Source organism: Bradyrhizobium sp. LeoB3, from assembly GCF_055456055.1.
Genome location: NZ_JBVBEF010000027.1, coordinates 19,834 through 32,496 on the forward strand (window position 1 = coordinate 19,834; position 12,663 = coordinate 32,496).

General features: G+C 62.4%; 12 protein-coding genes. 11 read left to right on the forward strand and 1 reads right to left on the reverse strand.

Annotated features, from left to right (window positions below):
- Positions 1–49: 49 nt before the first annotated feature.
- Positions 50–1,747 (reverse strand): acyl-CoA dehydrogenase family protein, encoded by a 1,698-nt coding sequence (locus ACZXDY_RS19020; protein ID WP_464346533.1) that lies wholly within the window; start codon positions 1,745–1,747, stop codon positions 50–52.
- A 226-nt stretch (positions 1,748–1,973) separates the two neighbouring features.
- On the opposite strand from ACZXDY_RS19020, the gene ACZXDY_RS19025 reads away from it, so the two are divergent.
- From ACZXDY_RS19025 to ACZXDY_RS19075, 11 genes are all read left to right on the forward strand, one after another.
- Positions 1,974–2,639, forward strand: coding sequence for a TetR/AcrR family transcriptional regulator (locus ACZXDY_RS19025; protein WP_464346534.1), 666 nt, complete (start codon positions 1,974–1,976; stop codon positions 2,637–2,639).
- 109 nt (positions 2,640–2,748) lie between these two features.
- Positions 2,749–3,591 carry a class II aldolase/adducin family protein gene (locus ACZXDY_RS19030; RefSeq protein ID WP_464346535.1) on the forward strand — a complete coding sequence of 281 codons (843 nt, stop codon included), beginning with the start codon at positions 2,749–2,751 and terminating at the stop codon, positions 3,589–3,591.
- A 5-nt stretch (positions 3,592–3,596) separates the two neighbouring features.
- Positions 3,597–4,481, forward strand: coding sequence for a Rossmann-like and DUF2520 domain-containing protein (locus ACZXDY_RS19035; protein WP_464346536.1), 885 nt, complete (start codon positions 3,597–3,599; stop codon positions 4,479–4,481).
- A gap of 520 nt (positions 4,482–5,001) precedes the next feature.
- Positions 5,002–7,086, forward strand: a complete 2,085-nt coding sequence (locus tag ACZXDY_RS19040) for a calcium-binding protein (protein WP_464346537.1) — start codon at positions 5,002–5,004, stop codon at positions 7,084–7,086.
- Between the two features lie 192 nt (positions 7,087–7,278).
- On the forward strand, positions 7,279–9,072 hold the full coding sequence (locus ACZXDY_RS19045; RefSeq protein ID WP_464346538.1) for a type I secretion system permease/ATPase: 1,794 nt from the start codon (positions 7,279–7,281) through the stop codon (positions 9,070–9,072).
- A complete protein-coding gene (locus ACZXDY_RS19050; RefSeq protein ID WP_464346539.1) occupies positions 9,069–10,466 on the forward strand; it encodes an HlyD family type I secretion periplasmic adaptor subunit in 1,398 nt (465 codons plus the stop codon). The genes ACZXDY_RS19045 and ACZXDY_RS19050 overlap by 4 nt, the downstream gene beginning before the upstream one ends.
- The gene (locus ACZXDY_RS19055) at positions 10,463–10,708 is read left to right on the forward strand and encodes a hypothetical protein (RefSeq protein WP_464346540.1); all 246 of its coding nucleotides are present in this window, start codon (positions 10,463–10,465) and stop codon (positions 10,706–10,708) included. The genes ACZXDY_RS19050 and ACZXDY_RS19055 overlap by 4 nt, the downstream gene beginning before the upstream one ends.
- A 46-nt stretch (positions 10,709–10,754) precedes the next feature.
- A complete protein-coding gene (locus ACZXDY_RS19060) occupies positions 10,755–10,967 on the forward strand; it encodes a hypothetical protein (protein WP_464346541.1) in 213 nt (70 codons plus the stop codon).
- Positions 10,949–11,353 (forward strand): DUF302 domain-containing protein, encoded by a 405-nt coding sequence (locus ACZXDY_RS19065; RefSeq protein WP_464346542.1) that lies wholly within the window; start codon positions 10,949–10,951, stop codon positions 11,351–11,353. Before ACZXDY_RS19060 ends, ACZXDY_RS19065 begins: the two co-directional genes overlap by 19 nt.
- Before the next feature lie 18 nt (positions 11,354–11,371).
- Complete coding sequence (locus ACZXDY_RS19070; protein WP_464346543.1) at positions 11,372–11,995, forward strand: filamentous haemagglutinin family protein; 624 nt, start codon at positions 11,372–11,374, stop codon at positions 11,993–11,995.
- Positions 11,996–12,268: 273 nt separating this feature from the next.
- Positions 12,269–12,643 carry a hypothetical protein gene (locus ACZXDY_RS19075; RefSeq protein ID WP_028163989.1) on the forward strand — a complete coding sequence of 125 codons (375 nt, stop codon included), beginning with the start codon at positions 12,269–12,271 and terminating at the stop codon, positions 12,641–12,643.
- The last annotated feature ends 20 nt before the right edge of the window (positions 12,644–12,663 follow it).

Here is a 12,663-nt window from a genome sequence, read left to right on the forward strand (position 1 = left end):
GCGAAGCGACTATGACGATCAAACTCGTTGCGTACACACGTTCCTCAATTCATTCGACGACCACGGCGCGGCGCATGACTTTCTGCGCCTTCGCCTGGTCGACACTGAACGCCAGCGTCCCGTAGTGCGAACCCCATGATCCCGATGCGTTCGGTGCGCGGGTGGCGAGGAAGAGGTCGACGACGTCCTGCGTGCTGTGACGCAGGAGCTCTGCACCCTGCAGGACGCGTGCGACCGCTTCGGTCATCGGACGGGCGACGAACTCGTCCTCAACGGCTTCGCGAACCAGCGTTTCGGTATGAAGGACCAGCGCGTCGAAGCGAGCGTCCTGACCGAGCAGGGGATGGGTCTCGTCGAAGAGTGCCTGGATCGTGCGCGGGTCCTTGGCCATCGCCCGACGGACATCCATGCACATCATGTTCGCCGTGCCCTCCCAGACGCTGTTCAGCGGCGCTTCGCGGTAGAGACGCGCCATCGGATTTTCTTCGATGAAGCCGTTCCCACCATGACACTGGAGCGCTTCGTAGGCGATGGACGGGGCGCGCGAGCAATTGAAGAGTTTGGCCGCTGGCGTGGCTACGCGGGCGAGCAGCCGTTCGTGTTCGGAGGCCTTCATCTGGTCTGTCGCCTTTGCGACGCGCAGCGCCAGAAGCGTGGCAGCTTCGACTTCGACGGCCATGTCGGCCAGCACGTTGGTCATCATCGGTCGGTCCGCGATGGAGGTGCCGAACGCCCTACGGGTGGTGGTGTGCTGCAGGGCCAGCGTCAGCGACTGACGCATCAGACCGGCGGAGCCAATCGCGAAGTCCAAGCGGGTCAGGTGCGCGTGCGACAGTATCTCGCGGATACCGTGGCCTTCCTCGCCGACGCGGATCGCCATGGTGCCGGCGTACTCGACTTCGCTGGAAGCGTTGCTCTTGTTGCCGGCCTTGTCCTTCAGACGCTGGACAAAGAAGTTGTTGTAGCTGCCGTCGGGCAGCGTACGCGGCAGGAAGAAGCAGGTCACGCCGCCATTGACCTTGGCGAGCGTGAAGAAGCCGTCGCTTTGCGGCACCGAGCAGAACCACTTGTGGCCGGTCAGTTCGTACCAGTGCGCCGTCTTGCCGTGATAATCCTCGGAGTGGGAGAAGCGAGCGGTCGTCTGTGTCTCGCGGAGATCAGAGCCGCCTTGCTTTTCGGTCATGGCGTAGCCGATCACGACCGAAGGCTTCTCGCTCACCTCGCGGCGGCTGAATTCGTATTCGGTCCCCTTGACCTTCTCCGCCCAGATCGCCAGCGCGGGCTCGGCCTCGAAGCCCGCGTACGAAGCGTAGGCCATGCCGGTCGGACAGGCGGTGCCTTGTTCGACCTGATTCCAGACGTAGGACAGCACGGCGCGGGCGTAGTGGCCGTTCTTTTGGTTGGTGCGCCAGGCGAGGTTCGGTACTTCATGCTTCCACGCCAGCGACATCAGTTCGTGCCAGCTCGGATGGAAGTCGACCCAGTCGATGCGGTTGCCGAACCGATCGTGGGTCTTCAGTTCGGGCAAGTGGCGGTTGGCGAGGCGGGAGAGCTCCTGCACATCCTCGTCGCCCGCGATCGCGCCGAGGGCCTCGCAGCGGTCCGTGGCCCAAGGAGCCTCGCGCTCGATCGCGGCGCGCAGCACGGCGTCGCCGGTAAAGGCGTTGAAGCCGGCGGCGGGCTTGGCCTGGTTTAGGACCTTGTGGGTGCCGTAACGGCTGGCGGGAGCTTCGAGTGCTTGGGTCATGGGACGCCTCCAATTCGTTCCTAGGTTCGTGGCTCGCTGCGTTGGCGAGCATTCTCGAAACCGAACCGACCCTCAGGCAGGATCGGAAAGTCCACCAAACTGAATCGATTGTTCAGTTTCATGTCAGCTCAGAAACGCTGATTTTCGCTAAATTACATCACCTCTTGACACCGATTGATTTCCGAATCAAGATGAAAATGAATTCGATTTCATTTTTGGTGACGAGATGGCGACTAGACAGGTCCGTTCCCTCGACAAGAAGACGCATATCCTGCGGGCCGCGCGCGGCGTCGTGATGGATGGCGGATTCCAGGAGCTTCAGATGAACGCGGTCGCGGCCGCAGCCGACGTCGCGGTCGGAACGATCTATCGATACTTCCCGTCACGTGCGGATCTCTGCGCCACCATCGTCAGCACGGTTTCGCAGCGCGAGGTCGACGTTCTATCGGGGATCGCCGTCGCGGAAGGAGAGCCGTCGCAGAAGGTGAGGGACGCGGTCCGCACTTTCGTGCTGCGAGCCGTGCGCGGCAAGCGCCTCGCCTACGGCCTTATCTTCGAGCCGATCGATCCGGAAGTGGAAAGCACGCGACTGAAGTATCGACTTGCCGTCGCGCGCGTCTTCGAGACCATTATCAAGGAAGGCCTCGCCGCCGACGAATTCCGCAAGGTCGACGTCAGGGTCGCCGCAACCTGCCTCGTCGGAGCCTTCATGGAAGGTCTGATCAGCGTTCTCGCGCCCGGAGCCAGCGGCGTCCCGGTGCAGACCGAAGAGTTCGCGGATTCCATCGCGGATCTATGCCTCGCCGCGGTCGCGAAGCCGGACAACCACCTGCTCGAGCGAGAGCGTCCCGCGACCGGTGCGGTGGAAGCCGTCTCTCTGAAGAAGTCCTGAGCGGCGGAAGAGCGAGGGGCCGACGGGGGCTCCCGCGGCCATGGGCCGACTGCTTCGCCCGATCAATGGACGCGGTAACGCGTCGGTTCACTTGGAAAGGACAACACAGATGGGCAACATGAAGGTGCTTTCCCTCGCCGACATCAAGTCGGCGGTCTCGCTCGATGAGTGGCAGACCCGGATCGATCTCGCCGCCTGCTACCGATTGATGGCCGTCTTTGGAATGACGGACCTGATCTACAACCACATCAGTGCACGCGTTCCGGGCGAGGAAGGAAGCTATCTCATCAACCCGTACGGGATGCTGTACGAAGAGATCACGGCGTCGAACCTCGTCAAGATCGACATCGACGGCAACACGCTCCTGCAACCCGATCACGGCTACAACGTCAACGTCGCCGGCTTCTATCTGCACGCTCCCATCCACAGGGCGCGACCGGACCTTCACTGCATCATCCACACGCACACCCGCGCCGGCACCGCCGTCAGCGGTCTGAGCGAAGGCTTGCTCCCGTTGTCCCAGACCGCGATGCGCTTCCACGGTCGGGTCGGCTACCACGAATTCGAAGGACCGGCGATCAGCGGCGAGGAGTGCGATCGCGTCGTCCGCGATCTGGGCGAACACGACGTGCTCCTGCTGCGCAACCATGGGCTGCTCGCCTGTGGCCGGACGATCCCGCAGGCCTTCAACGCCATCTACTGGCTCGAGAACGCTTGCCGGATCCAGGTCGATCTTCTGGCCTGCAACCGGCCGGTCCATCAGCCGTCTCCCGCCGCGATCGAGAACACGGTGACGTGCTTCTCCGGCAGCGAGATCACGCTGCTCAATGAAGCGGACACGAACCCCACGCTCAACGAAGGCGCGAGGCGGAATTCGGGCGGATACGGTTCGCTCGAATGGGCGGCCCTGCTGCGCAAACTCGACCGGCTCGATGCCTCGTTCCGGAGCTGATCGGGATGCCCAGCGCAAAATTCGGATTCATCGGGTGCGGCAGCGTCGGACGTACGCTCGCACAAGCCTTCAGTCGGGCGGGGTATCAGGTGGCCGCGGCCTGGAGCCGGGGCGGCGAGGGCGCGCTCCAAATGCGGCAGGAAGTCGAGGGGCTGCATGCGCTCGCGAGCGCGCAGGACGTGGCGGACGCGTGCGACTTCGTCTGGCTGACCGTATCGGACGATGCCATAGCGCGCGTCGCCGACGGCATCGCCTGGCAGTCGCATCATAAGGTCGTCCACTGCAGCGGCGCGACCGACATCGAAGCGTTGGCGAAGGCGAAATCGGACGGCGCGACGATAGGTGGCTTCCACCCCCTGCAGATGTTTACCGATCCGGCCGTCGCTCTGCGGGGCTTGCCGGGCGTGACGGTCGGCGTGGAGGCCGCCGAACCCGCATTCCTCGAGACGCTCAAGCGGCTGGCCGGCGACATCGGCTGCACCACCGTGGAGGTACCCCGAGGACAACGCGCGATCTACCATGCCTCGGTCTATTACGTTGGTCCTTTCTTCATCGCGCTGCTTTCGGAGGCCGTGTCGATCTGGAAGTCCTTCGGCGCCAGCGAACGTGACGCCTTGAACGCCCTCCTGCCGCTTCTCGCCGGAACCACCTCGGCAGTCACCAGCAGCAGCCTGGCCAAGGGAATGGGCGGCTGCGTCGCGAGAGGCGATGTCGGCACGGTGCGACGGCACGTAGCCGCGATGGACCTCTTCAGCCCTAACGCCGGTGAATTGTATCGCTCCTTGACTGAGCGAACCATTCCACTTGGGCTTGCGCGAGCAAGCCTGACGACATCGGTCGCGGACCAGATCCGAGAAGCGTTGTCGACCGCCCCGACAGCGAAAGGCTGAGAAGAAGCCGACATCCCGAGAGAAGGAAATGCAGTGGGTGCCATTCCGGGATTAATACAAGACAAGCAACTGATGATCAGCGACTTCATCGGTTATGCCCAATAGTATCGCTTGCTCTTGAGTATGCCTAAGGCTTCAAGCCGCCGTCGGGAATGTCAGCCAAGTTGGAATCGTATGCCGGTTACGGCAACGGAGGCTCCGGCCAAGCTCGGAGAGGGCGGTACGACGGCTGTACGAATCTTGCGGCGTCCTTGGCGGACCGCTGCTGCAGCTCTGATCGAGTGGAGCGGTACGGCTTCAGTGATCCTCGATGCTGCGCTGAGGGCGACGTTACAGTTTGGTTACAGCGATCCGCTCCTCGCATTACAGATGCAGCCATATCGCCCTGAACTCTCCGAAAAGAAAGCATACGAACGCGTGAGGGCGTCGGTTCAGGGCCCGCAGGATTCTTTGTCAACCTGCAACTCGCCGAGGCCCCGCATGTGAAGCTGAGGCCCACATCTGAAAGGGAGAATGCCTCATGTCCAATCTCACGGGAACCAACGGCGACGATATCCTGACCGGCACCGATGGGCCGGATCATATCTTCGGCCTTGCGGGCAACGATACGATTGACGGCAACGGCGGCAACGATACGCTGTCAGGCGATGACGGTGATGATACGCTCAACGGCGGTGATGGTGACGATCATGTCCTCGGCGGCGCGGGCAACGACGTCATCACCGGCGGCAACGGCAACGATCTTCTCGAAGGCGGATCGGGAAACGACCACATCAGCACCGGAGCGGGCAACGATGTCGTGTTCGCCGGTGACGGCATCGATACGATCGATCAGATGGCCGGTCATGACGTCGTCCACGCAGGTGCGGGCGACGATCTGATCTCGTGGAACGACAAGGTCGGTGATGTTGTCTTCGGCGATGAGGGCAACGACCGGATCATCGGTTCCGACACCGCGGCCGACGAGAGCCATGGCGGCGACGGCAACGACTTCATCCAGGCCTTCACGACTGACGCCGCGCACGCCACCGCAGGCGACAAGATCTTCGGTGATGCCGGCAATGACACCCTGATCGGCGGCGACGGCAACGACCACATCGAGGGTGGCACCGGAAACGATACCATCAACGGTGGAGGCGGCAACGACTACCTCGATGGCGGCGACGGCGATGATCACATCAGCACCGGTGCCGGCAACGATACGGTGTTTGGCGGCGATGGCAACGACACCATCGACCAGATGGCGGGCCATGACGTCGTCCACGCCGGCGACGGGAACGACACGATCTCCTGGAATGATGCCGTCGGTGACACCGTCTATGGCGACGGCGGCAACGACAGGATCATCGGTTCCGACACGGCGTCCGATGAAAGTCACGGCGGCGACGGTGACGATTTCATTCAGGCCTTCACCACGGATGCCGCACATGCGACGGCGGGCGACCGGATGTTCGGCGACGGCGGCGATGACACGTTGATCGGCGGCGATGCCGCGGACCACATCGAAGGCGGTACCGGAAACGACACCATCAACGGTGGAGGCGGCAACGACTACCTCGATGGCGGGTCGGGAAATGACCACATCAGCACCGGGGCCGGCAACGATCTGGTTTACGGTGGCGACGGCAACGACACCATCGACCAGATGATGGGACACGACGTCGTTCATGCCGGCGCCGGCGATGACGTCATCTCCTGGAATGATGCGGTCGGAGACACCGTCTTCGGCGACGGAGGCGATGACCGGATCACCGGTTCCGATACCGCGTCCGATGAAAGCCATGGCGGCGACGGTAACGACATCATCTCCGCGTTTACGACGGACGCGGCGCACGCCACGGCGGGCGACAAGATCTTCGGTGATGCCGGCGACGACACCCTGACCGGCGGTGACGGCAGCGACCATATCGAAGGCGGCACCGGAAACGACACCATCACTGGAAATGGCGGCACCGACATCCTTGATGGCGGTGACGGCGACGATCACATCAGCGGCGGCGGCAGCCATGATCAGATATTCGGCGGCCTTGGCAACGACGTGATCGATCATATGGGTGAGCACGGCTTCGCCGATGCGGGTGACGGCGACGATATCGTACAGTGGACCGAAACGTTCGGTGACGTGGTTCATGGGGGAGCCGGTAACGATAGGATCACCGGTGAACTCGCCTTCAATCCGCCGCTGGGCGGGGAGGCCGCCGCTGAGATTCACGGCGATGCCGGCAACGACTTCATCCAGGCGGCCAGTCCAGGCAGCAGTACGGTGTCTGACAAGCTCTTCGGCGACGAAGGCAACGACATCATCATCGGAGGCAGCGGCGCGGACCGCATCGATGGCGGTGTGGGCAACGACACTATGACCGGCAACGGCGGTGCCGATACCTTCACCTTCCAGATGTCGCAAGCCGGGCACGACGTCATCACGGACTTCGACGTGAACAACGACGTGATCAATTTGTCGGGCTTCGGCCCCAATTTTGATGCGCTTGCGCACGTGCATGACACCGCCAACGGCGCCGTTCTAGACCTCGGCGCCGCTGGGGACGTGACATTCCAGGGCGTCCATGCCGCGGACCTCTCTCACCACGACTTTGTCCTGAGCTAAGTCCGATCAGGATTGCCTGTCCTCGAAGCGACCTAACGGCGCTTCTGCCAAATACGGTCGCCCTCCTGTTTGGGGAGGGCGACCGTACTGGATGGGTTTTGAAGTCGCGACGTGCCTGTCAGATACGGCAGGAGCGCCGAGACTCGAATGTCACGACGAAGACATCAGAATTGGAAAATTGGGGCGCCGCATATGAAGCCGATGTCGAAGCTTGCGGTGGTCGATCCACATGAGAAAAGCGAGACAATCCTCAGCCGCGCCATCGGCTGTTGCAAGATTCAGCTGCTGGCGGTGGGCCTGTTCAGCGGCGTGGTCAATCTGCTGCAGCTCACCATCCCGATCTACATGATGCAGATTTTCGACCGCGTGCTGACGACGCACAATGTCGATACGCTTCTCTATCTGTCGCTGATCGCGGGCGTGTCCATCCTGTTGCTGGCTATTCTGGAAATCTCGCGCAATCAGACCCTGCAGCGCGTTGCAACCTGGGTCGAGCAGAAGGCCGCGCCGGAGGGCTTTGCGAGAGCGATGGAGAGCGTGCTCGCCGGTCATTCCTATCGCATGGAGGCACTACGCGATCTCGCCATTTGCCGCGGCTATCTCGGCTCGCCTGCTTTGCTTGCCCTCTACGATCTTCCCTGGGTGCTGATTTTTCTCGCCGTGATCTTCGTCCTGCATCCGGTGCTGGGTTGCATCGCGACGGCAGGAGCGATCCTCCTTTTTATTCTCACCTTGCTGAATGAGCTGACCACATCGCGACTGATGAAGGAGGCAAATGTTGCGGCGGCCAATTCGCAACGTCGCGCCGAGAGCAGCGCGCGCAATGCTGAAGTGATTGACAGCATGGGCATGTTGCCGGCGGTGATGCGCCGCTGGCAGGAGGCGGTGGCCGAAGTGCTGCCGCCGCAGCGGCGCGCGGCGCAGCGAGCCTCCGTTCTGCTGGCAATGGCCAAGTTCGCGCGCCTCTCGGTGCAGATCGCCGTACTTGGCGCGGGCGGCTATCTGGTGCTGCAGCATGAGCTGACATCGGGCGTGGCCGTTGCCGGCTCGATCATCATGGGCCGGGCGCTTGCGCCGGTGGAAATGCTGATCGGCAGCTGGAAGCAGCTTGTCCAGGCCCGGCAAGCTTTCTTTCGCTTGCAGCATTTTCTTCGCCAGCCTCGTCTTCGTCCGCCCGGACGGCCATTGCCGGCCCCGGTCGGCCGCCTGTCGGTGGAGCGTGTCACGTACGGCTTGCCGGGTTCGACGTCCCCGATCGTCAAAGGCGTGCAGTTCGCGCTGTCCCCAGGTGACAGTCTTGCCGTCATCGGCCCCTCGGCGGCCGGCAAGACCACGCTGATCAAGATGCTGATCGGCACGCTTGCGCCAAGCGCCGGCACCGTGCGCCTCGATGGCGCCGACGTCCATCGCTGGATGCGTGAGGATTTCGGCCGCTACGTCGGTTATCTGCCGCAATCCGTCGAGCTGTTCGAGGGTTCGGTATTCCGCAACATCGCACGGATGGGAGAGGCGACGCCCAAGCAGGTTTACCAGGCCGCGCAGCTTGCGGGCTGCCACGACATGATCTTGCGGCTTCCCTGCGGCTACGACACCGAGATCGGCGAGAACGGGCAGTATCTGTCCGGCGGGCAACGGCAGCTGATCGGCTTGGCGCGCGCACTGTTCCGTAGTCCGAAATTCGTGGTGTTGGATGAACCCAACAGCAATCTCGACGGCGATTCCGAGGCCAATCTGGCCGACACATTACGGAAGCTCAAGGCGCGCGGCACCACGGTGGTCCTGGTCTCGCACCGTCCGCGCTTGGTGCAGCATGTCGACCTTGTCTTGCTGATGCGGGATGGAGCGGCAGAAATGTTTGGACCGCGGGCCGAGATCCTGAACCGCGTTGTTGCCCCGGCACCCGACGCCCGCCCAACATTCACCGAACCTCGCATCGCCAGAGCCGCCATACCCGCCCGACGCGAACAGAACCGTGTTGCATCATGACCCGCGCTCTCACCTCTCCATCCGGGCGAGCCGTCGTCGCTGACGGCCACGGCCGATCGATCGCGTCGCCTGCGCCACCATTGATGGAGACGCCTCATCCGTCAACACGCGGCGTGATCCTGCTCGGATTCATGGCCATGGCGGTCTTCATCGGCGGCTTCAGCGTCTGGTCCGTCTCCGCTCCGCTGGCGGAAGCGGCGATCGCGAATGGTTTGATCGAGGTCGAGGGGCAGCGTCGCGTCATTGCGAACCAGGAGGGGGGATCGGTTCAGGAACTGCTCGTGCGCGAGGGCGATCATGTGCTTGCCGGTCAGGTGTTGATGCGACTGAACGACGTGCAGGCGAGCGCGACGGCCGAGACGGCGCGAGCCGAGCGCTGGGCATTGCTTGCAAAATTGGCCAGACTGGATGCGGAGACAGCCGGAAGGAGCGATATAAGCTTTCCTGACGATCTGCTGGCGGCGGCGAGCGGGCAAGGCTTCGACGCCCTGCGCGCCGCCGATGTGGTCAGCGGGCAGCGCGCGCTGTTCGAAGCGCGCACGGTCAGCTTGAAAAGCCAGGTCGCCGTGCTGCGAGACCGGGTCGATCAGCAACTTGGCGTGATTGAATCGGCAGAACAGCAGCAGCGAGCCACCCGGCAACAGCTCGAACTGATACGGCACGAGGCCGAGATCAAGCAGGGGTTGTTGACAAAGGGCTTGGCGACGCTGTCCGTCGTGCTGGCCTTGCAGCGAAACCAAGCCGGATTGGAAGGGACACTGGGTGACCTGAGCGGACAGATCCAACGCGCGCGGGCAACGATCGCGGAATCTCGTTCATCGATGAAGCAGATTCAAGACCAGCGGCTACAAGATGTCTCGAACGACATACGGGAAGCCCGTATCAGGCTGAACGAGGTGGACGACAAATTGCGCGCCGCGCAGGATGTCGCCGTGCGTCGCGATGTGGTGGCGCCCGAGGACGGCACGGTCCTTGGCATGAGGGTGTTCAACATCGGCGCTGTCGTCAAGCCCGGCGATACGGTCATGGAACTACTGCCATCGCGCGACCGGCTGGTGGCCAACGTGAAACTTTCGCCCAACGATATCGATGTCGTGTATCCCGGCCTTGAAGCACAGGTGCGTCTCCCCGCGTTCAAGCAGCGCCTCGTACCGTTCGTTGCGGGCCGCGTCACTTTCGTCGCCTCCGACGTCACCGCCGATGAGCAGACAAAAAGCAACTACTATAAAGTGCAGATCCTGATCGATCAGGACCAGCTTGCTCGTCTTCCCAACGTCCGCCTCACGCCGGGAATGCCGGTGGAGGCGATGGTGCAGCTTGGGGAGCGAAGCTTCTTCCGCTACATCACGCAGCCAGTTCGGGACAGCTTTCACCGCGCATTTCACGAGCAATGAGTGCGTGGTCTGCGCGAAGAGCGTGCAAGGTCGAGATTTCGAGCGATGGCGCCAAGAGCTGGAAGGATGCGCAGCTAAATCTGCCGGTATTGCCGAAGGCGCAAACGCGCTTTCAGATGGATTGGACCTGGGACGGTAAGCCGACCAAGATCGTCAGCCGTGCGACCGACGATAAGGGCAATGTCCAGCCCGACCGAAAATCCTTTATCGGCGCAATCGGGACCAACGCAACTTTTCACTAGAACGCGCAGCAGACCTGGAGCATTGAAGAGACCGGGAGGGTTCGAAATGTCCTCGACTAGCAAGGCACTCCTCACTGGCGCTATTGCGCTCGCTTCTCCCGTACTTGCATATGATTTCGGCCGTCCCGCGACACCCGGCGAGATCCCGCTAAGGAATATCGACGTCAGGCCCGATGGCAAGGGACTCCCGCCCGGCAGCGGTACCGTGGCGCAAGGATTTCGTTATCAGGAGAGCATGCAATGTCCGCTGATGGATTGATCACGCTGCCCAGCAGCTTTGGCCCGGAAGAAACGATGCACCGGTTTGAAGCGGAGGTTCGTACCAGGGGCATGGCGGTATTTAGCCATATCGACCACAGCGCTGGCGCTGCTGCGGTCGGCCTGCCACTGCGGCCGACGAATCTTCTGATCTTCGGCGCGGCGAAGGCCGGCACTCCGCTGATGCAATCGGTGCAGACGATCGGCATCGATCTGCCGTTGAAGGCGCTGGTCTGGCAGGACGAGGAGGGCAAGACTTTCCTTTCCTACAATGATCCGGCCTATATCACGCGTCGGCACGGTATCGGTGAATCGGCCAAGGCTGTCATTGAAGCGATGGCGAGCGTGCTGAAGGAAATGGCAGCAAAGTCGACAACGGCTCCTTGAGATCAGCGGGAGCCAACAGTGAGGCGCCCGCCATTCTGCGGATGTCTGCGCAGGTGGCATCCGTACGGATACGCGCGGCTCAATAAGAACCGTTACACGCGTAGCCAGTTAGGGACGGGTGACATTGTCTCCAACCGTTCCTACGACAGGCGCCGGCATCGCGACACTGAATCCGATCCCGGAGGTGCAGCCGGCAACGTCGATCTGATCGCGCCGCTCGGCACCATCGACGCAGGCGAAGCCGGCATCCGCGTCTCGGGCAACGTCAATCTTGCCGCGTTGCAGATCGTGAACGCGGCGAATATCCAGGTCCAGGGCAGCGCGACCGGAATTCCGGTCGTGCAGGCACCGCCGGTTGCCACGCTGAGCTCGGCGGGGAACGCCACTGCCGCCACTCAGCAAAGCGCCGCTCCAACGCAGTCGAACAATGACCGCCCATCGGTGATCCTGGTCGAGTTTCTTGGCTTTGGCGGTGGCGACGGCTCTCCCACGCCGAATCCGAACCCCGAAAAGAAACGGAGCGGTGACGACGGGCGAGCCCAAAACCCTGATAGCGCCTACCAGGTGCTCGGCGCGGGCGAGATGACGATGGACGAGGCAAAGCAATTGATCGCCGAACGCCGCCGTCGGATGCAGCCATAGTCGGGCCGAGGCGCGGCATCCTGAAACGACGTCGCGCCCCGTCCTCGACGCGTACCATCGCATCCTGCAGGTTGAGCCGAGGTAGCCGGAGAACGTCTACGTTGTCCGCTCTGGCGCGGCGACAAATTTTCCGCAACCGAGGTCGGTCGATGGCTTTCCGTAACACCCTTGGCGTACGCTAAGGGTGTTGAAGCTCGTGGGCCGGCGATTCCGAACCCGACGGGCGCCGTCGCTCACCGATCGCACGCCCGATTCGGAAATCCGGAAAACAGGATGATCCTGCTCAGCTACATCTATCGCTTCGTCTCCAATTTCGTGTTCCTGGCGCTGGTCTATTTCAGCCTCAACTTCATGGAAAAATACGAGCATCGCGCGCTCGTCGCGCTTCTGGTGCTGGTTTATGCCGCGATGCATGCGGCGTCCGCCTTGCGTTCGTTCTATTTCTTCCAGCGAATCGAACGCCTGGAAGGGGAGACGCGTCGGCTTGGGACGGCGGTGGTCGAGGGACCAAGTTCGACAGCGTCACGCAAGCAGATCGTCGGTGCCGTCACCGAGCTGCGTCATGCCGGCGAGATCAAGTCCTATATCGACCTGCTGTTCCTGGCGCTCGTCATTCTGCTCTGCATCGCCAAGATCGTGACGAATTGAGCGCCTGACGCTGCAATCGC